Annotated in this window: 18 protein-coding genes; 16 read left to right on the top strand and 2 right to left on the bottom strand. The window is 65.4% G+C overall.

Annotated features, from left to right (window positions below; genetic code table 11):
• Window positions 1-117 precede the first annotated feature (117 nt).
• The 5 genes from ACZY0R_RS26865 to ACZY0R_RS26845 all read left to right on the top strand — a co-directional run bounded on the left by ACZY0R_RS26865 (window position 118) and on the right by ACZY0R_RS26845 (window position 5,282).
• The gene (locus ACZY0R_RS26865) at window positions 118-1,356 is read left to right on the top strand and encodes a branched-chain amino acid ABC transporter substrate-binding protein (RefSeq protein WP_488862657.1); all 1,239 of its coding nucleotides are present in this window, start codon (window positions 118-120) and stop codon (window positions 1,354-1,356) included.
• A 177-nt stretch (window positions 1,357-1,533) separates the two neighbouring features.
• Window positions 1,534-2,481 (top strand): branched-chain amino acid ABC transporter permease, encoded by a 948-nt coding sequence (locus tag ACZY0R_RS26860; protein WP_488862655.1) that lies wholly within the window; start codon window positions 1,534-1,536, stop codon window positions 2,479-2,481.
• A 4-nt stretch (window positions 2,482-2,485) separates the two neighbouring features.
• A complete protein-coding gene (locus tag ACZY0R_RS26855) occupies window positions 2,486-3,799 on the top strand; it encodes a branched-chain amino acid ABC transporter permease (protein ID WP_488862653.1) in 1,314 nt (437 codons plus the stop codon).
• Entirely contained in the window at window positions 3,796-4,569 is a 774-nt protein-coding gene (locus tag ACZY0R_RS26850) for an ABC transporter ATP-binding protein (protein WP_035867733.1), read from the top strand. The genes ACZY0R_RS26855 and ACZY0R_RS26850 overlap by 4 nt, the downstream gene beginning before the upstream one ends.
• Window positions 4,569-5,282 (top strand): ABC transporter ATP-binding protein, encoded by a 714-nt coding sequence (locus tag ACZY0R_RS26845; RefSeq protein WP_035867731.1) that lies wholly within the window; start codon window positions 4,569-4,571, stop codon window positions 5,280-5,282. The genes ACZY0R_RS26850 and ACZY0R_RS26845 overlap by 1 nt, the downstream gene beginning before the upstream one ends.
• 131 nt (window positions 5,283-5,413) lie before the next feature.
• On the opposite strand, the gene ACZY0R_RS26840 is transcribed toward ACZY0R_RS26845, so the two are convergent.
• Both ACZY0R_RS26840 and ACZY0R_RS26835 read right to left on the bottom strand, forming a co-directional pair.
• On the bottom strand, window positions 5,414-6,787 hold the full coding sequence (locus ACZY0R_RS26840; protein ID WP_488862650.1) for an esterase-like activity of phytase family protein: 1,374 nt from the start codon (window positions 6,785-6,787) through the stop codon (window positions 5,414-5,416).
• Window positions 6,788-6,992: 205 nt separating this feature from the next.
• Window positions 6,993-8,531 (bottom strand): amino acid permease, encoded by a 1,539-nt coding sequence (locus ACZY0R_RS26835; RefSeq protein ID WP_488862649.1) that lies wholly within the window; start codon window positions 8,529-8,531, stop codon window positions 6,993-6,995.
• A 534-nt stretch (window positions 8,532-9,065) separates the two neighbouring features.
• Here ACZY0R_RS26835 and ACZY0R_RS26830 point away from each other — a divergent pair.
• The 11 genes from ACZY0R_RS26830 to ACZY0R_RS26780 all read left to right on the top strand — a co-directional run bounded on the left by ACZY0R_RS26830 (window position 9,066) and on the right by ACZY0R_RS26780 (window position 21,439).
• Window positions 9,066-11,147 (top strand): 3-hydroxyacyl-CoA dehydrogenase NAD-binding domain-containing protein, encoded by a 2,082-nt coding sequence (locus tag ACZY0R_RS26830; RefSeq protein WP_488862647.1) that lies wholly within the window; start codon window positions 9,066-9,068, stop codon window positions 11,145-11,147.
• Between the two features lie 96 nt (window positions 11,148-11,243).
• On the top strand, window positions 11,244-11,879 hold the full coding sequence (pncA, locus tag ACZY0R_RS26825; protein WP_488862645.1) for a bifunctional nicotinamidase/pyrazinamidase: 636 nt from the start codon (window positions 11,244-11,246) through the stop codon (window positions 11,877-11,879).
• Between the two features lie 128 nt (window positions 11,880-12,007).
• Window positions 12,008-13,186, top strand: a complete 1,179-nt coding sequence (locus tag ACZY0R_RS26820; RefSeq protein ID WP_045236328.1) for an acetyl-CoA C-acyltransferase — start codon at window positions 12,008-12,010, stop codon at window positions 13,184-13,186.
• 16 nt (window positions 13,187-13,202) lie between these two features.
• Window positions 13,203-13,631 carry a PaaI family thioesterase gene (locus ACZY0R_RS26815; protein ID WP_488862643.1) on the top strand — a complete coding sequence of 143 codons (429 nt, stop codon included), beginning with the start codon at window positions 13,203-13,205 and terminating at the stop codon, window positions 13,629-13,631.
• Window positions 13,632-13,840: 209 nt separating this feature from the next.
• Window positions 13,841-15,691, top strand: a complete 1,851-nt coding sequence (locus tag ACZY0R_RS26810) for an acyl-CoA dehydrogenase (protein ID WP_488862641.1) — start codon at window positions 13,841-13,843, stop codon at window positions 15,689-15,691.
• Window positions 15,692-15,759: 68 nt separating this feature from the next.
• On the top strand, window positions 15,760-16,542 hold the full coding sequence (locus tag ACZY0R_RS26805; RefSeq protein WP_045236330.1) for an SDR family oxidoreductase: 783 nt from the start codon (window positions 15,760-15,762) through the stop codon (window positions 16,540-16,542).
• Window positions 16,543-16,631: 89 nt separating this feature from the next.
• The gene (locus ACZY0R_RS26800; protein ID WP_488862639.1) at window positions 16,632-17,075 is read left to right on the top strand and encodes a PaaI family thioesterase; all 444 of its coding nucleotides are present in this window, start codon (window positions 16,632-16,634) and stop codon (window positions 17,073-17,075) included.
• A 123-nt stretch (window positions 17,076-17,198) separates the two neighbouring features.
• A complete protein-coding gene (locus ACZY0R_RS26795) occupies window positions 17,199-18,575 on the top strand; it encodes a serine hydrolase domain-containing protein (RefSeq protein WP_488862637.1) in 1,377 nt (458 codons plus the stop codon).
• 87 nt (window positions 18,576-18,662) lie between these two features.
• A complete protein-coding gene (locus ACZY0R_RS26790; RefSeq protein ID WP_488862635.1) occupies window positions 18,663-19,673 on the top strand; it encodes an NADP-dependent oxidoreductase in 1,011 nt (336 codons plus the stop codon).
• A gap of 85 nt (window positions 19,674-19,758) precedes the next feature.
• Window positions 19,759-20,613 carry a class II aldolase/adducin family protein gene (locus tag ACZY0R_RS26785; RefSeq protein WP_488862633.1) on the top strand — a complete coding sequence of 285 codons (855 nt, stop codon included), beginning with the start codon at window positions 19,759-19,761 and terminating at the stop codon, window positions 20,611-20,613.
• Between the two features lie 4 nt (window positions 20,614-20,617).
• Window positions 20,618-21,439, top strand: coding sequence for an SDR family oxidoreductase (locus ACZY0R_RS26780; protein ID WP_488862631.1), 822 nt, complete (start codon window positions 20,618-20,620; stop codon window positions 21,437-21,439).
• Window positions 21,440-21,452: the final 13 nt, after the last annotated feature.

Genomic DNA, 21,452 nt, shown 5'->3' with positions numbered 1-21,452 from the left:
CCTTGCCGGCCATACGGCCGGCGCCTGCACGAAGGTTCCAGGCGCGCCGAGGTTTCGGGAGAGGGCGCCGCCGCGAACCGGGAATTACAGCCAACAATAAAACCGAAGGAGACAAGCATGATCAGATTGCGTCCGTTCGTGGCCGCCACGGCCATTTTCGCGGCAATGGGTTCCGGGGTCGCGGCTGCCGATACGGTGAAGATCGCCTTTATCGATCCGCTGTCCGGGCTGATGGCACCGGTGGGCCAGAACCAGCTCAAGAGCTGGCAGTTCGTCGCGGACATCGCCAACCAGAAAAACTGGGGTGGCGGGCACAAGTTTGAAGTGGTTGGCTTCGACAACAAGCTCTCGCCGCAGGAAAGCCTGACCATCCTCAAGCAGGCGGTGGACCAGGGCATCCGCTATATCGTGCAGGGCAACGGCTCCTCGGTGGGCCTGGCGCTGGAAGACGCGGTGGCCAAGCACAACGAGCGCAACCCGGGCAAGGAGATCGTCTACCTGAACTACGCGGCGGTGGACCCGGACATGACCAATGGCAAGTGCAACTACTGGCATTTCCGGCTCGACGCCAACTCCGACATGAAGATGGAGGCGCTGACCACCTTCCTGGCCAAGGATCCCAACGTCAAGAAGGTCTACCTGATCAACCAGAACTACTCCTTCGGTCACCAGGTGGCGCGCGCCGCCAAGGACTACCTGAAGCGCAAGCGTCCGGACATCCAGATCGTCGGCGACGACCTGCATCCGCTGGCCCAGGTCAAGGACTTTGCCCCGTACGCGGCCAAGATCAAGGCCTCCGGCGCCGATACCGTGATCACCGGCAACTGGGGCAGCGACCTGGCCCTGCTGATCAAGGCCGGCAAGGACGCGGGCCTGACCACCAACTACTACACCTACTACGGCGCCACCACCGGCGTGCCGACCGCCATGGGGCCGTCGGAAGCCGGGCGTGTCAAGTACGTCGGCTACTACAACCCCAACAACAAGGGCTTCAAGGGCGGCGATGTCATCGAAGGCTTCAAGAAGAAGTACAACGACGACTTCTACGTGATGGCCGCCTACACCGGCATCGCCATGCTGGGCAAGGCGTTCACGGACGCCAAGTCGACCGATCCGGTCAAGGTGGCCAAGGCGCTCGAAGGGATGAAGGCCGACAGCCTGAACGGTACGGTGGAGATGCGCGGTTCGGACCACCAGGCCCAGCAGTCGCTGGTGGTGGCTACCTGGACCAAGGTCGACGGCAAGGAGATCAAGTTCGACCAGGAAAACACCGGCTTTGGCTGGAAGACCGATGCGCTGATGGACCAGTATGTGGCAGCGCAGCCGACTTCCTGCCAGATGAAGCGCCCGGGCTAAGCCTGCACTTGGCGGGCGGCGCGGCCAGGTCCGGCGCGCCGCCCGATCCTGCATACTTCGGTCGGCCCGGGGCGGCGCCCGCCGCCCCGGGCGGGTGACGCGCACCCGCGTGCATCCGTTTCCAGACCGGCCAGCGGCAGCCAGCAGGCTGACCGGTGCCAGAATGAAGGATATGTTGTGGAATTCTTCGTCATCTCTTTATTGAACGGCATCAGCTACGGGCTGCTGCTGTTCATGCTCTCTTCCGGGCTTACGCTGATCTTCAGCATGATGGGCGTGCTGAACTTCGCGCACGCCAGCTTCTACATGCTGGGCGCCTATTTCGCCTACACCATCTCCAGCAAGATCGGCTTCTGGCCGGCGCTGATCTTCGCGCCGCTGCTGGTGGCCGGCGCCGGCGCGCTGGTGGAGCGCTTCGGGCTGCGCACCGTGCACAAGTACGGGCATGTGGCCGAGTTGCTCTTCACCTTCGGCCTGGCCTACCTGATCGAGGAAGGGGTCAAGCTGGTCTGGGGCCTCGCCGCCGTGCCTTACCGCATTCCGGCCGAACTGGATGGCCCGCTGTTTACCGTATTCACATCATCCTTCCCCAAATACCGCGCCTTCATGATGCTGGTGTCGCTGGCCATGCTGGTGGCGATCTACCTGGTGCTCACCCGCACCCGCATCGGGCTGGTGATCCAGGCCGCGCTGACCCATCCCGAGATGGTCGAGGCGCTTGGCCACAATGTCCCACGCGTGTTCATGATGGTGTTCGGCGGCGGCGCCGCGCTGGCGGGGCTGGCAGGCGTGATCGGGGGCAATGCCTTCATCACCGAGCCGTCGATGGCGGCGGCCGTGGGGTCGATCGTCTTCGTGGTGGCGGTGGTGGGCGGCATGGGGTCACTGGTGGGGGCGTTCATTGCCTCGCTGCTGATCGGCGTGCTGCAAACCTTCGCCGTCACGCTCGATGCCTCGCTGGCAGGCTTGCTGGGCTCGATCGGCCTGCAGATTACCGACAGCACGCCGCTGTCTTCGCTATGGAAGCTCACGGTGGCGCAGGTGGCCCCGGTCCTGCCGTATTTGTTGCTGGTGGTGATGCTGATTTTCCGCCCGCGTGGTTTGATGGGTACCAGGGAGGGCTGACAGCATGGAGACGACAATGCAACAACGCTGCGAGGCGGTCGTGACCGGCCGCACCATGCGCTACCGCCCGCTGAACCTGGCGCGCTGGATCATCTGGGGCCTGACCGCGTTCCTGATGCTGGTGATGCCGCTGTTTTTCTCCGGCGGTTTCGCCATCACGCTGATGTCGCAGATGGGCATCATGATTATTTTCGCGCTGTCCTACAACATGCTGCTCGGGCAGACCGGCATGCTGTCGTTCGGCCATGCGGTCTATGCGGGCCTGGGCGCGTTTATTGCCATCCATGTGCTCAACATGGTGGGAGCGGGCAAGGTGTGGCTGCCGGTGTCGCTGCTGCCGGTGGTGGGCGGCCTGGCCGGCGCCTTCTTCGGCGTGCTGTTTGGCTACGTCACCACCAAGAAATCCGGCACCACCTTCGCCATGATCACCATGGGCATCGGCGAGATGGTGTTCGCCAGTTCGCTGATGTTCCCCGATTTCTTCGGCGGCGAAGGCGGCATTTCCACCAACCGCATGGTGGGCGATCCGGTGTTCGGCATCACCTACGGGCCGGGACGGCAGGTGTACTACCTGATCGCGGCGTGGTGCCTGCTGTCGATGGTGGCGATGTACGCTTGGACGCAGACGCCGCTCGGCCGCATCGCCAACGCGGTGCGCGACAACCCGGAGCGGGTCGAGTTCATCGGCTATAACACCCAGCGCGTGCGCTACCTGGTGCTGATCCTGTCTGCCTTCTTCGCCGGCATTTCTGGCGCGCTGTCGGCCATCAACTTCGAGATCGTGTCGGCGGAAAACGTCAGCGCGGTACGCTCGGGCGGCGTGCTGCTGGCTGCCTTCATCGGCGGCGCGGGCGTCTTTTTCGGGCCGGTGATCGGCGCCGTGGTGTTCATCCTGTTCGCGGTGGCGCTGTCGGACCTGACCAAGGCCTGGCTGCTGTACCTGGGCCTGTTCTTCGTGCTGATGGTCATGTTCGTGCCGGGCGGTATCGCCAGCCTGCTGATGATGCAGGTGCCGCTGCTCGCGCGCGGCAAGCTGCGCCGCATGCTGCCGGATTATGGCCGCGCCGCGGCCGCCGGGCTGGTGCTGCTGGCCGCGGTGATCCTTACCGTGGAACTGGTCTACAAAGTGCAGGTGGATAGCGCCAATGGCACCACGATGTCGCTGTTCCGTATCGGCTTCGACGCCGGTACCGTCACGCCGTGGCTGGTGGCGGCCGCATTGTGGGTGGCCGGCCTGCTGGCCTGCCGCGCCGCGCGGACGCGGGTGCGCGCCACCTGGGACAAGGTACAAGCCGAAATGGCGGGAGGTACGGCATGAGCGCCGCGCTGGAATTGAACGATGTGCGCAAGAAGTTCGGCCAGACCGAAATCATCCGGGGCGTCAACCTGACCATCCCCAAGGGGGAGCGCCATGCGTTGATCGGCCCCAATGGGGCCGGCAAGTCGACCACTTTCAACCTGATCTCCGGCCGTTTCGCGCCCAGTTCGGGCACGGTCAGGCTCAACGGGCAGGAGATCGGCGGGCTGCAACCCTTCGTGATCAATCGCATGGGGCTGTCGCGCAGCTTCCAGATCACCAATATCTTTCACCGGCTGTCGGTGTTCGAGAACCTGCGCTGCGCGGTGCTCTGGTCGCTGGGCTACAAGTACTCGTTCTGGCATCGCCTGTCGGAGTTGCGCGATGCGCGCGAGCGCGCCGAGGAAGTGCTGGAGCTGATTGGCCTGCATCACCGCCGCAATACCCAGGCCAGCCTGCTCACCTATGCCGAGCAGCGCGCGCTGGAGATCGGCATCACCATCGCCGGCGGCGCCGAAGTGATCCTGCTGGACGAACCCACCGCCGGCATGAGCCGTTCGGAGTCCGACCACGCGGTGGAGCTGATCCGCCGTGTCACCGTGGGCAAGACGCTGGTGATGGTGGAGCACGATATGAGCGTGGTGTTTGGCCTGGCCGACCGCATCTCGGTGCTGGTCTACGGCGAAGTCATCGCCACCGACACCCCGGAAGCCATCCGCGCCAACCGCAAGGTCAAGGAAGCCTACCTGGGTACCACCCTCGACGAACCCGCCACCGAAGGAGCGCACTGATGGGCAAGCGCATGCTGGACGTGCAGGGACTGCACGCCTACTACGGCAAGAGCCATATTCTGCACGGGGTCGATGCGCATATCGACGAAGGCGAAATCGTCGCGCTGCTGGGCCGCAACGGGGTGGGGCGCTCGACCATGGCCAAGGCCATCCTCGGCATGGTCAAGGCGGAGGGCTCGGTGCGCTTTCGCGACGAGGAGATCCTCGGGCGGCGCACTTTCGAGATCGCCCACCTCGGCATCGGCTATGTACCGGAAAACCGCGACATCTTCCCCACGCTGACGGTGCGCCAGAACCTCCTGCTAGGCGAAAAGCGCAATCCGCGCCAGTCCAGGCCACGCTGGACAGTGCAGGACATGTACAACATGTTCCCGCGCCTGAAGGAAAGAGAGAACACGGCTGCCGGCGTGCTCTCCGGCGGCGAGCAGCAGATGCTCACGCTTTGCCGCACGCTGATGGGCGACCCCGACCTGGTACTGATCGACGAGCCCACCGAAGGGCTGGCCCCGATGATCGTCACGCTGGTGGGCGACTACCTGAAGGTCCTGAAGGAGCGTGGCGTGTCGGTGCTGCTGATCGAGCAGAAGCTGGCCATCGCGCTGGATATTTCCCAGCGGGTCTACGTGATGGGGCACGGGCACATCGTGTTCGAAGGCTCGCCGCAGGATCTCAAGGCGAATGCGGCCATCCGCAAGGAATGGCTGGAGGTGTAGGGCGGTTGGTGCCTGGTGTCCGACGTAACGCCGGACATTGGTAAAACAGCCAGCATGCGCTGGCTGTTTTACCATTTGGCGATCGTTCGCTTCGCCATCGGCTGGGAGCAATAGAGCTGTCTCGCCGACGCTTATTTCGCCTTCAGAAACTCCCCCACCTCCAGCAACACCAACTCATTGTCGTCCGCCTTGTTAGGCTCGCGGCTGCTGGAAAACGGCAGGTTGTTGTCGTTGCCAACCACGATATGGGTGGGGTCCACCACATCGACGTTCTCGATCGTGAAGAACGGGAACTTGAGCACGCCATCGTTGAGCGGCTTGCGGGCCAGCTTGTCGGGGTCGGCGATATTGAGCAGGTCGATATAGCCGATCTTGCGTACCGCGCCGCCGGCGTTGGCATCGGTCAGCTCGACCTTGTAGATGCGCTTGAACCTGGCGATGTCGGAGAAGCAGTCGCTGCGCTTCTGGCCTTCGGGGCAGGCCTTGTCGGCCGTGCCTTCGCCGTTGTCGCGTTCGATGATCAGGCCTGTGGTGGCGTCGATCATGTTGAAGTCGCCGATGGCGTTGCCGTTGGCTTCCAGCGGATACTTCCACGAGCGGCCCGTCCATTTGCCGGCCTGGGTGTCGAACTCCAGCACGCGCAGGGTTTCCTTGCCGTCGGTGCGTTCGAAGTCCTTGGCCTGGGCGTTCCAGACCGGGCCTTCAAGCAGCGCATAGAGCTTGCTGCCGTCGGGCGACGAGGCCATACCTTCGAAGCCCTTGGAGCGCTTGACCTGGAAATCCACCGAGCCACCCGGCACGCCGGGCGTGGTTACAGCGGGGTGGTCGGGTGAGCGCACGGGCTTGCCGTCGACCAGCGTGTCGTACACGGCCAGCACCTTGCCTTGCAGGTCGGCCTTGATCAGGAAGGGGCCGAATTCGTCGCCGATCCACAGCGCGCCGCCGGCGAACTGGAAGCTCTCGGTGTCGAAGTCCGATCCCGTCAGGTAGCGCTGTTTGGTCCCTTCGTGGACGATGCGGAAGGGTACTTTCTTGTCCGGATCGTGCAGGAACACGGTGCCAAGGCGCTGAAGCTTGCCGCTCTTGAAGTCCACCTTGTAGTGGTTCAGGTAGAGCATGAAGTCGGGCGAGTTGGCCTTGCTGCCGGCGCCATTGTCGGTCAGCACCCAGAAGCTGCCGTCAGCCATGTGCTTGATGCCGGAATGCCCTTGCAGCGGCTGGCCCCTGAAGGGCACGGAGACCCCCGTGGGCCGGTTGTTCGACTGGCCTTCCACGCTGCCCAGCTTTTCCACGCGCGCGCCGGTGGTGAATTTGCCGCTTGCCTGCAAGTCCTGCGGCGCATCCTTGGGCGCGGCAACGAAGCTCTCGGCCGGCAGGATGGCATGGCCGGCCAGGGTGGCGGGGTAGGCGGGCGCGGCGGCCGTCTGCGCCACGGCGGGCAGGGCCCACGCGGCAGCGGTGATGGTGATTACGGCAGTGACGGTCGCGGACGGAAGCATGCGCATGTAGGTGAACAATAGAGTCGAAAGACCACTACGATGCATGTTCAGCGTGACGGCGGCATGAAAGGAGCGTGACGGGAGCATGACAGGCAAATGTCTCCGGCGACCTGCCGCGCTATGCGGAATTGCTGTCGGCACGCAGAAGGGACACGCCGGATGACCATGAAGCCTGACCGGTCCCCGGACACGGCACGCCCGGGGTGCGTGGCTAGCGCATCAGCGGGCTGCCTGCTTCCTGCGCGAGCGGCGAGGCCGTGGCATGGTCGGTCGCCGGCTTGCAGTTGAACGGCATGTCTTCATAGTCGACCAGCCGGGTTTTCCGTACCAGCCGGTAGCCGAGCCAGAGCAACAGGAACAGCGGCACGCCAATATAGGTGCCGACAATCTCCATCCAGCGCCCGCGCACGTCGGTGAAGGCCTGGTAGTTCTGGCCCAGCACGATCACCACGCACAGCACGATGGCAAAGATCGGGCCGAAGGGATAGAGCGGCGAGCGGTAGGCCAGGTCGGACGCTTTGAAGCCCTGGTGCACCAGCCCGCGGCGGAAGCGGTAGTGGCTGACGGCGATGCCGAGCCAGGCGATAAAGCCGGTCATGCCGGACGTGTTGAGCAGCCACAGGTAAACCGCCTTGTCGCCAAACAGCGAGCTGAGGAAGCACAGGGCGCCGATGGCGGTGGTGGCGAACAGGGCGTTGTAGGGCACGCCGCTGGCCGAGAGCCGGGCGAGCGCTCGTGGCGCGCGGCCGCTGACGGCCAGGCCGTACAGGATCCGCGTGGAGGCGTACATGCTGGAGGTGCCGGCGGAGAGCAGCGCGGTCAGCACCACGGCGTTCATCAGCCCGGCGGCGAAGGCCAGGCCGGCGTGGCGGAACACCAGCGCGAAGGGGCTGACGCCGATGTCGGTGACGTCGTTGCGCAGCAGGCTGGGGTCGGTGTAGGGGATCAGCACGCCGATGATGAGGATCGCCAGCACATAGAACAGCAGGATGCGCCAGAAGGTCTGGCGGATGGCACGCGGGATGGTGCGTGCCGGGTCAGCGGCTTCGCCGGCGGCGACGCCGACGGTTTCCGTGCCCTGGAAGGAGAACCCTGCGATCATGGCCACGCCGAACATGGCGGGGATGCCGCCGACGAACGGGGCGTCGCCAAGCGTGAAGTTCTGCCAGCCGGACTGCGGACCGCCCTGCATGATGCCGAAGATCATCATCAGCCCCGCCGCCAGGAAGATCAGGATCGTGGCCACCTTGATCAGCGCGAACCAGTATTCGGCCTCGCCGAAGCCGCGTACCGAGAAGGCGTTCAGGCCGAACATCAGCAGCAGGAAGCCCGCACTCCAGACCACGCCGGAGACATGCGGGAACCAGTACTGCATCACCAGTTGCGCCGCCACGAGTTCCACGGCAATGGTCACGGCCAGGCTGAACCAGTAGCTCCAGCCGAGGGCGAAGCCGAAGCCTTCCTCCACATAGAGCGCGCTGTAGGTGACAAAGGAGCCGGCCACCGGCATATGCACGGCGAGTTCGCCCAGGCTGGTCATCAGGCAATACACCATCAGGCCGATCAGGCAATACATCAGCAGCGCGCCGCCGGGTCCCGCCTGGGAGATCGACGCGCCGGAGGCCACGAACAACCCGGTGCCGACCGCGCCGCCGATGGCGATCATGGTCAGGTGGCGGGCCTTGAGTTTGCGCTGCAGGTCGTCGTGCTCGACGACGGGGTGCTGGTGAGGATGAGGATGGGAAGACATCAGGGTCACTGGAACTTCGGCGGGCGGGGCCGCGGCTTCGGCACGGGCGACGCCTCGTGGGGCGCCCGAGCGGGCAAAGGGCGCGAGTTTACCGGGTTATCCGGGTAAATCCGAGGGTTATGGCGGTTTATGTCAGGAAAGTCGCCTACTGTGACTAGAGGCATTCGTCAGGAGTAGGGGGAATGTGCTGCATGGGGCATGGCGGTCGGGATTTACCCTAGCTTTCCGGGTGCCTTTTTCAGCTTGAATGCACGCCGGTGAGTTCGCCCATGAACCGGGCGCATGGCGCCACCGGGCGGGCCCCAAAATGAAATTGAACGACCGTGCTATTTTGTGTATGCTTGTCCCGCTTGCACCGGCGGCACCAGGGGCGGGCACCGGCAAAGGGGCGCTGGCATGCGTTCCCCGGCAGCCGGGCGGTGGTCAGGCGGAGCACGGCGGCGTTGGCCCCGCTGGCGCTCTCCACAGCGCGCAGAACAACATAATTCGAGAATTCGAATCCCGAGACAACATCCAGTTACCAAAGGAACCAGCATGACAGCGCAGTATCAGGTTCAGGACGGCGTAGCCGTCATCACGCTCGACAATCCCCCCGTGAACGGCCTGGGTCTCAGCACCCGGCTCGGCATCGTCGAAGGCATGACCCGTGCGCTGGACGATGCGGCCGTCAAGGCCATCGTCATTACCGGCGCCGGCAAGGCTTTTTCCGGCGGCGCGGACATCCGTGAATTCAATACGCCCAAGGCCACCCAGGAGCCGACGCTGCATTCGGTGATCAAGGTGGTGGAAGGTTCGGGCAAGCCGGTCGTGGCGGCGATCCATTCCGTGGCCATGGGCGGCGGCCTGGAACTGGCGCTGGGTTGTAACTACCGTGTGGCTTCGAAGGGCGCGCAGATCGCCCTGCCGGAAGTGAAGCTGGGCCTGCTGCCCGGCGCCGGCGGCACGCAGCGCCTGCCGCGCGTGATCGGCCTGGAAGCCGCCCTGAACATGATTGTCTCGGGCAATGCCATCCCCAGCGAGAAGTTTGCCGGTACCAAGCTGTTCGACGAGATCGTCGACGGCGACGTGCTGCCCGCGGCCGTGGCCTTTGCCAAGACGGCGGCGGCCAACCCCGGCCCGTACCCGAAGGTGCGCGACCTGAAGGTCAAGCACGAGAACGCGGAAGGCTTCATCGCCTTTGCCCGCAACACCGTCGCAGCCGTCGCCAAGAACTTCCCCGCGCCGCTGAAGTGCGTGGACGCCGTGGCAGCCTCGCTCAAGCCGTTCGATGCCGGCCTGAAGGAAGAGCGCGAAGGCTTCATGTACCTGATCACCACGCCGGAATCGCGCGCGCTGCGCCACGCCTTCTTTGGCGAGCGTGCCGCCAGCAAGATCCCCGACGTGCCGGAAGGCACCGCCACCCGCAAGCTCGAGAAGATCGCTGTGATTGGCGCGGGCACCATGGGCGGTGGCATCACCATGAACTTCCTGAACGCCGGCATCCCGGTGATCATGCTGGAAACCAAGCAGGAAGCGCTGGACCGCGGCGTGGCCACCATCCGCAAGAACTACGAAAACAGCGCCAAGAAGGGCAAGCTCACGCAGGATAAGGTCGAGCAGCGCATGGGCCTGCTGACCACCACGCTGTCCTATGACGAGATCAAGGACGCGGACATGGTCATCGAAGCCGTGTTCGAGGAAATGGGCGTCAAGGAAATCGTCTTCAAGAAGCTGGATGAAGTGATGAAGCAGGGCGCGATCCTGGCTTCCAACACCTCCACGCTGGACGTCAACAAGATCGCTTCCTTCACCAAGCGTCCGCAAGACGTGGTCGGCATGCACTTCTTCAGCCCGGCCAACGTGATGAAGCTGCTGGAAGTGGTGCGCGGCGAAAAGACCGGCAAGGACGTGCTGGCCACGGTCATGCAGGTCGCCAAGAAGATCAAGAAGACCGCCGTGGTGTCGGGCGTGTGCGACGGCTTTATCGGCAACCGCATGATAGAGCAGTACAGCCGCCAGGCTGGCTACCTGCTGGACGAAGGCGCGCTGCCGGAGCAAGTGGACAAGGCCATCGAGAAGTTCGGCTTTGCCATGGGCCCGTTCCGCATGGGCGACCTGGCCGGCAACGACATCGGCTGGGCCATCCGCAAGCGCCGCGCCGTGGACAAGCCGGACATCCAGTACTCGAAGACCGCCGACCTGCTGTGCGAACAGGGCCGCTATGGCCAGAAGACCGGCGCGGGCTGGTACGACTACAAGGCGGGCGACCGCAAGCCGTACCCGAACCAGCAGGTCAACGACATGATCGTGCAGCACTCGAAGGACCTGGGCATCACCCGCCGCAAGATTTCCGATGAGGAAATCGTCGAGCGCCTGGTGTTCGCGCTGGTCAACGAAGGCGCCAAGATCCTGGAAGAGGGCATTGCCTCCAAGGCCTCGGATATCGACATGGTCTACCTGACCGGCTACGGCTTCCCGCTGTTCCGCGGCGGCCCGATGCTGTACGCGGACCAGGTTGGCCTGTTCAACGTGGCGCAGTCGATGGCGCGCTATGCCAAGGGCTACCACGGCGAAGCCTGGAAGCCGGCAGCGCTGCTGGAGAAGCTGGCTGCCGAGGGCAAGGGCTTCAACGGCTAAGCATAGCCAGCGGCGATTCGATCCTGCGCGGCCAGGCTGGCCGCGCAGGGTTTCCACCACAGATCGCAAACCGGTCACAAAGCGAGGAGTAGCGGCATGGCCAAGCAATACGGCCCGGAAGATTGCCTGCTGGTCATCGACGTGCAGAACGATTTCATGCCCGGCGGCGCGCTTGCCGTGGCGCAGGGCGATGAAGTCGTGCCCGTGATCAACCGCCTCGCGGCGGCGTTTGCGCATGTGGTGCTGACGCAGGACTGCCATCCCGCCGGCCACGTTTCGTTTGCCGCCAACCATGCCGGCACGCAGCCGTTCCAGACCGTGGCGTTGCCCTATGGCCAGCAAGTCCTGTGGCCCACGCACTGCGTGCAGGGCACCCGTGGCGCGGCGCTGCATGCGGGGCTGGATGTGCCGCACGCGCAGATGGTGATCCGCAAGGGCCATCACCGCGAGGTGGACAGCTATTCGGCCTTCATGGAGGCCGATCGCACCACCCCGACCGGGCTCGCCGGCTACTTGCGCGAGCGCGGCGTGCGCAGGGTGTTTTGCGTGGGACTGGCAACGGATTACTGCGTTGCCTGGAGCGCGCTCGATGCCCGCGCGGCGGGGTTCGAGGCCATCGTGGTCGAGGACGCCTGCCGCGCCATCGACCTCGGCGGATCGCTGGCCCGTGCGTGGCAAGACCTGCAAGCCGCGGGCGTGCAGCGCCTGCAGTCGGCCGGCCTGCTGTCCTGAAACGGAAGAATCGCCAAGCCAACCCAAGCTAACCCGGCTGAACCCAGCCAACGACATATTGCATGACACTGCCGGACGTGAACGCACGCCGCAGGTCACCAGATACCAGAGATACCGAGGAGCAAGACATGAAAGAGGCAGTCATCGTTTCCACCGCACGGACCGGCCTGGCCAAGAGCTGGAAGGGCGGTTTCAATATGACCCACGGCGCCACCCTGGGCGGCCATGCGGTCCAGCACGCCATCGCCCGCGCCAAGATCGACGCCGCTGAAGTGGAAGACGTGCTGATGGGCTGTGCCAACCCGGAAGGCGCCACCGGCGCCAACATCGCGCGGCAGATCGCCCTGCGCGCCGGCTGCCCGGTCACCGTGCCCGGCGCCACCGTCAACCGCTTCTGCTCGTCCGGCCTGCAGACCATCGCCATGGCCGCGCAGCGCGTGATCGCCGATGAAGGCGACATCTTCGTGGCCGGCGGCGTGGAAAGCATCTCCTGCGTGCAGCAGGAAATGAACCGCCACATGATCCAGGAAAGCTGGCTGACCAAGAACAAGCCGGAAATCTACTGGAACATGCTGCAGACCGCCGAGAACGTGGCCAAGCGCTACAACATCTCGCGCGAGCGCCAGGACGAGTACGGCGTGCGCAGCCAGCAACGCGCCTTCGCCGCCCTGGAAGCCGGCAAGTTCAACGACGAAATCGTGCCGATCACGGTGCTCGCAGGCGTGGCCGACAAGGCCACCGGCCAGCTGATGACCAAGGAAGTCACGGTCTCGGCCGACGAAGGCATTCGCGGCGACACCACGCTGGAAGCCGTGTCCAAGATCCGCACCGCCATGCCCGGCGGCGTGGTTTCGGCCGGTAACGCATCGCAATTCTCCGACGGCGCTTCGGCAGTCGTGGTGATGGACGCCAAGGTGGCCGAGGCCAAGGGCCTGCAGCCGCTGGGCGCCTTCCGCGGCTTCGCCGTGGCCGGTTGCGAGCCTGACGAAATGGGCATCGGCCCGGTGTTCGCGGTGCCCAAGCTGCTGAAGAAGGCCGGCCTGACCGTGGCCGACATCGGCCTGTGGGAACTCAACGAAGCCTTTGCCGTGCAGGTGCTGTACTGCGCCGACACGCTGGGCATCCCGATGGACCGCCTCAACGTCAACGGCGGCGCCATCGCGGTGGGCCACCCCTACGGCGTGTCCGGCGCCCGCCTGGTCGGCCATGCGCTGATCGAAGGCAAGCGCCGCGGCGTCAAGTACGTGGTGGTGACCATGTGCATCGGCGGCGGCCAGGGTGCTGCCGGCCTGTTCGAAGTCCTCTGAGCGCCAGGGCGAGACCGTGAGCGAGCAAGCGGATGCCCTGCTGGCGCATGGCCGGGAGGTGCTGGCCAGCCAGCCCTTCTCGGTGCTGCTCGGCACGGAGCTGGCCGCGCTCTCGCCCGGCCGTGCCGAACTGCGCCTGGCCATCCGGCCGGACCTGCAGCAACAGTACGGCTTCCTGCACGGGGGCGTGGTCAGCTATCTGGCCGACAATGCGCTCACCTATGCGGGCGGCGCGGCCATGGCTGCGCCGGTGGTGACTTCGGAGTACAAGATCAACTACCTGCGTCCGGCGATCGGCGAAATGCTGATTGCCCGCGCCGAATGCCTCAGCCGGGGCCGCCAGCAGGCGGTGGTACGGTGCGATGTATTCGTGCTCAAGGATGGCGAGGAAAAGCTCTGCGCGGTAGCGCAGGGCACCATCGCCCGCATGGGCGAAGGCAGCTAGCAGTACGGCAAGGGAGGGAAGGGCGCGCGAGCGCCTTTTTCTTTCCCCGTGCCATTTACAGAATTAGCAGAATTAGCAGAATTAGCGGTGCGCCATGCAGCGTGCCGTTGTGGAGACAGCGACGATCCATGCCGCGAGGCCGCCACTGGCGCCAACGCCGGGTCGCGCATCTTTGATTTTCCCTTTCAGTCTGGGAGCCGTTTCCTGCCATGTCGCTGATCCTTTCCCGCCGTGACCTGAACTTCGTGCTGTACGAGTGGCTCAAGGTCGAGGGGCTGACCCGCATTCCGCGCTACGCCGACCATTCCCGCGAGACCTTCGACGCCGCGCTCGATACCTGCGAGAAAATCGCCACCGACCTGTTCGCGCCGCACAACAAGAAGAACGACCAGCAAGAGCCGCATTTCGACGGCGAGACCGTCGCCATCATTCCCGAGGTCAAGACCGCGCTGAAGGCCTTTTGCGAGGCCGGCCTGATGGCCGCCGGGCAGGACTACGACATCGGCGGCATGCAGTTGCCGGTGGTGGTGGAGAAGGCCGGCTTTGCCTATTTCAAGGGCGCCAACGTCGGCACCAGTTCCTATCCCTTCCTGACCATCGGCAATGCCAACCTGCTGCTCACGCACGGCACGCCGGCGCAGGTGGAGACCTTCGTCAAGCCGGAGATGGAAGGCCGTTTCTTCGGCACCATGTGCCTGTCCGAGCCGCAGGCGGGCTCGTCGCTGTCGGACATCACCACGCGCGCCGACTACGAAGGCGAATCGCCGCTCGGCCAGCAGTACCGCCTGCGCGGCAACAAGATGTGGATCTCGGCCGGCGAGCACGAGCTGTCCGACAATATCGTGCACCTGGTGCTGGCCAAGATCCCCGGCCCGGACGGCAAGCTGATTCCGGGCGTGAAAGGCATCTCGCTGTTTATCGTGCCGAAGTACCTGGTCAATGCCGACGGCAGCCTGGGCGAGCACAACGACGTGGTGCTGGCCGGCCTGAACCACAAGATGGGCTATCGCGGCACCACCAACTGCCTGCTGAACTTCGGCGAAGGCATGAAGTACAAGCCCGGCGGCAAGGCCGGCGCGATCGGCTACCTGGTGGGCGAAGCGCACAAGGGCCTGGCCTGCATGTTCCATATGATGAACGAGGCCCGCATCGGCGTGGGCCTGGGCGCGGTGATGCTGGGCTATACCGGCTACCTGCACTCGGTGGACTACGCGCGCAACCGCCCGCAAGGCCGCCCGATCGGCCCCGGGGGCAAGGATCCGGCCAGCCCGCAGGTGCGGCTGGTCGAGCACGCGGATATCCGCCGCATGCTGCTGGCGCAAAAGAGCTATGTGGAAGGCGGGCTGGCGCTCAATCTGTATTGCGCGCAACTGGTGGACCAGGAGCGCGCCGCCGAGGGCGCAGAGCATGAACGCCTGGCGCTGTTGCTGGATATCCTGACACCCATCGCCAAGAGCTGGCCGTCGCAGTGGTGCCTGGAAGCCAACAGCCTGGCCATCCAGGTGCATGGCGGCTACGGCTACACCCGCGAATACAACGTCGAGCAGTTCTACCGCGACAACCGCCTGAATCCCATCCACGAAGGCACGCACGGCATCCAGGGCCTGGACCTGCTGGGCCGCAAGGTGGTGATGAAGGACGGTGCCGCGTTTGCGGCGCTGGGCGAAGAAATCCAGGGCACCATCGGCCGCGCGCTGGCCAGTGGCGATGCCGCGCTGGGCAGCCACGCGAAGGCGCTGGGCGCTGCCGTCAAGCGCGTGGCGGAAGTCACGCAGGCGCTGTGGGCGGCGGGCGACGCCAGGGTGACGCTGGCCAATGCCTCGGTCTACCTGGAAGCCTTCGGCCACGTGGTGATGGCGTGGACGTGGCTGGAACAGGCGCTGGTGGCGCAGGCCGCGCTGGCCGGAGCGAAGAGCCAGGAAGACCAGGACTTCTATCGCGGCAAGCTGGCGGCGGCGGCGTATTTCTTCCGCTGGGAACTGCCCAAGGTGGGGCCGCAGCTCGACCTGCTGGCCTCGCTGGACCGCACCACGCTGGATATGCAGGACGCCTGGTTCTGACCACCGGCAACTGCGCAAGACGACCGGGCGCGCCAGGATGCGCGCACAACACAATATCGGGAGACCCCATGAATACCATCCAGCAATTGTTCGACCTGAAGGGCAAGACGGCGCTGATTACCGGCGGCTCGCGCGGGCTTGGCCTGCAGATCGCCGAAGCGCTCGGCGAGCAGGGCGCGCGCATCGTGCTGTCGGCACGCAAGGCCGATGAGCTGCAAGCGGCACAGGCCCACCTCAAGGCGCTCGGCATCGAAGCCGACTGGATCGCCGCCGACGGCGCCCGCGACGCCGATATCGCGCGCCTGGCCGACGAAGCGCTGGCCAGGCTGGGCCATGTCGACATCCTCGTCAACAACGCCGGCGCCACCTGGGGCGCGCCCGCCGAGGACCACCCGGTGGAGGCCTGGGACAAGGTGATGAACCTGAATATCCGCGGCCTGTTCCTGCTGACCCAGCGCATCGGCAAGCTGTCGATGATCCCGCGCCGCTATGGCCGCATCATCAACGTGGCTTCCATCGCCGGGCTGGCGGGCAACCCGCCGGGATCGATGGAAACGATCGCCTACAACACGTCCAAGGGTGCGGTGGTGAACTTCACCCGCACGCTGGCGGCGGAATGGGGCGAGCACAACATCACGGTGAACGCGCTGGCGCCAGGCTTCTTCCCGTCCAAGATGACCCAGGGTTCGCTGGACCGCCTGGGCGTGGAAGCCATGTGTGCGTCGGTGCCGCTGCACCGGCTGGGCGACGACGAAGACCTGAAGGGCGCGGCGCTGCTGTTCGCCAGCGCCGCCGGCAAGCACATCACCGGCCAGGTGCTGGCGGTGGACGGCGGCGTGAGCGCGGTTTAGGTCCATGCTCTAATGCGGTTGGCATATGGCTTGCATGGCTCAACCTGAGCCTGCCGGCCAACCGTACTGTCCTCGCCTCTTTAGCAAACATGACTCAAACCAACGGTTTTCCCCTCAAGATTCCCTTCCTTGCCGATCTCGGCGTGCAATGCACGCGCATGGACAAGGAAGGCAGCGAGATCGAACTGGCGCTGGAAACGCGCCACCAGAATAGCTGGGACATGGCGCACGGCGGCGTGCTGATGACGCTGCTCGACGTGGCCATGGCGATTGCCGGCCGCGCCGCCGACCCCGACGGGCGCGGCGTGGTCACCATCGAGATGAAGACTACCTTCATGGCGCCCGGGCGCGGCAAGCTCATCGCGCGCGGCCAGTGCGTGCACCGTACCAGCACCATGGCTTTCTGCGAGGCCGAAATTCTCGATGCCGACGGCAAGACCGTTTCGCGCGGTTCCGGCACGTTCAAGTTTGTCAGGCGCGTGCCGCCGCAACGCGCGCCGGGCGGCGCCTCGGATACCGGCGCCGACGGCTGAAGCGGCACATGTCCGGCAGCGGCGTGCCGAATGCCGGGCCCGCCGGCGCAGGGAGCAGCACAGCAAGAACCAGACCGGGAACAACCGGCACGCGGCACCGATAAGACAAATAATGGAGACCAGATGCTGTTTGAACGGATTGCCGCCATGCGGCTATTGAAACTGAGCGTGCTCGCCGCCTGCGGCGCAGGAGCCCTTGCCATGTACCAGCCGGGCCATGCCCAGAATGCGCCAGCTCCTGCGCCCGCCGCGCCGGCCGCGGCGCCCGCTGCACCTAGCTTTCCGGATGCCGCCGCTACCGATCCCGTGACCGCGGGCTGGATGCAGGGCTTTCCCCCGGCAGCCGCCAAGATCATCAGCTTTACGCCCGCCAGCAACGGCTTTCCGCGCTCCCGCTGGAGCTTTTCGCATATCCGCGAACTGGTCCCGACCGCGTCGGTCTGGCACGGGCGGGGCCCGGCCGCGGCATTGCCGCGCGCCGAGCACGATATCGGCAGCGTGGCCTTTACCGATGCCGACGGCACGCGCCGCACCTTCAGCGACATGTTGGGCCTGACCTATACCGATGGCATCCTGGTGATGCACAAGGGCCGCGTGGTCTACGAGAAGTACTTCGGTGCGCTTGACGACCATACGCCGCACATCGCCATGTCGGTTACCAAATCCTTCGTCGGTACGCTGGCCGCCATGCTGGTGGCGGACGGCAAGCTCGATCCCGCCGCGCCGGTCACGCGCTACCTGCCCGAGATGGCCGGCACCGCATACGGCGATGCCACCGTGCGCGAAGTCATGGACATGACGGTTGGCGTGAAGTATTCGGAGAACTACGCCGATCCCAAGGCCGAAGTCTGGGACTACAGCCGTGCCGGCGGCATGATGCCGCGCGAGCCTGGCTATGCCGGGCCCAAGACCTTCTATGAATTCCTCGCCACGCTGAAGAAGGAAGGCGAGCACGACCAGGCCTTCGCCTACAAGACCGTCAATGCCGAAGTCCTCGCCTGGATCGTCAAGCGGGTGTCGGGGCAGTCGCTGGCCAGGCTGCTGTCCGAACGCGTCTGGCAGAAGATGGGCGCGGAGAACGATGCCTATTTCATGGTGGACAGCATCGGCAGCGAGTCCGGCGGCGGCGGCCTGAATACCACGCTGCGCGACCTGGCCCGCTTTGGCGAGACCATGCGCAACGGCGGCCGCTATAACGGCCAGCAGGTCATCGCGGCCGAAGTGGTGGCGGACATCCGCCGCGGCGGCGACCGCGCCAAGTTCGCCAAGGCCGGCTATGCCACCTTGCCGGGCTGGAGCTATCGCTCGATGTGGTGGGTCTCGAACGACGACCATGGCGTGTTCGAGGCGCGCGGCATCCACGGCCAGCGGATCTATATCGACCCCAAAGCGGAACTGACCATCGTGCGCTACGCTTCGCACCCCATCGCTGCCAATGGCGCCAACGACCCGGTCACGCATCGCGCATACCGAGCACTGGCGCTGTCATTGATGAAGTAATCAGCCCGTAATCAGCCCGCCATTGACAACGAACAACGTATGACAAAGGACGAGTGTCCTTGTCCATTTCACTGTAAGGAAACCATCATGTCGAAGACCTTCAAGCGCATCGTCCTGGCCTCGCGTCCCACCGGCGCCGTGACTCCGGACAACTTCCGCCTGGAAGAGGTGCCTGTGCCCGAACTGGGCGACGGCGAGGTGCTGGTCCGCAACCATTTCCTGTCGCTCGACCCCTATATGCGCGGCCGCATGAACGAGGGCAAGTCCTACGCCACGCCGCAGCCGCTGGGCGAAGTCATGATCGGCGGCACGGTCGGCGAGATCGTGGCGACGAAGAACCCCAAGTACGCCGTCGGCGACAAGGTGGTCGGCATGTTCGGCTGGCAGGAGATGGGTGTCACCAACGGCATCGGCATCCAGAAGGTCGATACCACCCATATCCCGCTGTCGGCGTACCTTGGCTCGGTTGGCATGCCCGGCGTCACCGCCTGGTACGGCCTGAACAAGATCATCCAGCCGAAGGCCGGCAAGACCATCGTGGTGAGCGCGGCTTCCGGCGCGGTCGGCAGCGTGGTGGGCCAGCTGGCCAAGCTGCAGGGCTGCCGCGTGGTCGGCTTTGCCGGCGGCAAGGACAAGTGCGACTACGTGGTCAATGAACTGGGCTTCGATGCCTGCATCGACTACAAGGCGGCCAAGGACAGCAAGGAGCTGTACACCATGTTCAAGGAAGCCACCCCGGATGGCGTGGACGGCTACTTCGAGAACGTGGGGGGCGAGATCCTCGAGACGGTGCTGGCCCGCATGAACGCCTTCGGCCGCATCGCCCTCTGCGGCATGATCGCCGGCTACGATGGCCAGCCGATGCCGCTGAAGAACCCGCAACTGATCCTGGTGTCGCGCCTGACCGTGGAAGGCTTTATCGTGTCCGAACACATGGACGTGTGGCCGCAAGCGCTGCAAGAGCTGGGCACCGCCGTGGCGCAAGGCAAGCTCAAGTTCCGCGAGAGCGTCGCGCAAGGGCTGGCGAGCGCGCCGGAAGCGTTCATGGGCCTGCTCAAGGGCAAGAATTTCGGCAAGCAGCTGGTCAAGCTGGTGTAGGACGGGCCCGCGGACGCTCCCTCTCCCGCTTGTGGGAGAGGGAACGCGAACCGGTGGTATGAATGACGAAAAAAGGAGACACCCCATGAATGCTCCAGCAGAACAAGCCAGGCCCCTGGCCGACCAGGATGAAATGGCTGCCGGCCTGTCCGAAGAGGTGAAAGCCAAATATCGCTTGCTGCCGCGTCCGCCCAAGTTCGATACGCCGGCCGAGGAACGCCTGCACCGCAAGCAGCGGCTGGCGGCGGCCTTCCGGCTGTTCTCCAAGTTTGGCTTCGATGAAGGCGTGGCCGGTCACATCACCGCGCGCGATCCGGAGTTCCCGGATACGTTCTGGGTCAACCCCTTCGGCGTGCACTTCAGCCAGGTCAAGGTCTCCAACCTGATCCGCTGCGACCACCACGGCGAAGTGGTGGAGGGCGACTACCCCGTCAACGCCGCCGCCTTCGCCATCCATTCGCGCGTGCACCAGACCCGTGCCGACGCAGTGGCAGCCGCGCACTCGCACAGCACGTATGGGCGCGCCTGGTCCACGCTGGGCCGGCCGCTCGATCCGCTGACGCAGGATGTGTGCGCCTTCTACAACGACCATGCCCTGTACGACGATTTCGGCGGCGTGGTGGTGGAGCTGGACGAGGGCCAGCGCATCGCCACCGCGCTCGGCACCAACAAGGCCGCGATCCTGCAGAACCACGGGCTGCTGACGGTGGGCAAGACAGTAGACGAAGCCGCCTGGTGGTTTATCACCATGGAGCGTTCCTGCCAGGTGCAGTTGCTGGCCGAGGCTGCCGCCGCGCGCACCAACGCGCCCCTGAAGGTCATCTCGGACGCGGCCGCGCGCCAGGCTTACTCGATCGTCGGCACCGCGCAGGCAGGCTGGTTCCAGTTCCAGCCGCTGTACGCCCGCATCGTCAAGGAACAACCCGACCTGCTGGATTGACGCCATGGCTGCCTTCGCACCGTTTACCGGCAAGGTCGTTCTGATTACCGGGGCCTCGGACGGCATCGGCGCGGAACTGGCCGTGCTGCTGGCGCAGCAAGGCGCGCGCCTGGCGCTGGCGGCGCGGCGCGTGGACATGCTGCACGCGCTGGCGGAACGCATCCGGCGCCTGCACCCGGCCGCCGACGTGGCGGTCTGGCGCGCCGACGTGTCCGACGAGGTCGATTGCAGGCGGCTGGTCGCCACCGTGGCTGCGCAATACGGCGGGATCGATGTGCTGGTCAATAACGCCGGCGTGTCGGCCCACGGCTACTTCGAGCAAGTCTCCGACTACAGCTACTACGAGCAGGTCATGCGCGTGAACTACTTCGGCGCCATGTGGTGCACGCGCGAGGCGCTGCCGTACCTGCGCGAGCGCGGCGGCCTGATGGTGGCGGTGTCCAGCCTGGCCGGCAAGATCGGCGTGCCGGGCCGCACCGCCTACTCGGCCAGCAAGTTCGCGCTGGCGGGCTTTTGCGAGGCGCTGCGGGCCGAACTGCGCGGTACCGGCGTGGATGTGTGCGTGGTGTTCCCTGGCGTGGTGGCGACCGATACGCGCATCAACGGCTTCGGCCCGGACGGGCGCACGCTGGGCGAAAGCCGGCTGCGCGAGGACGACGCCATGACCGCGCAGGAATGCGCGCGCCAGATGCTGGGCGCCATGGCGGCGCGCAAGCGCGAACTGGTGATGACGGCCAGGGGCAGGCTGGGCCTGTGGCTCAGGCTGCTGGCGCCCGGCATGGTCGAGAACATGGCGCTCAAGGCCTTGAAGCAGGCGGGGCGGTAACGGCAGCAATCAG

Source organism: Cupriavidus sp. F041 (genome assembly GCF_057814235.1).
Note: the sequence above shows the minus strand (reverse complement) of the source record. Positions and strands in the feature narration are given on the sequence as shown.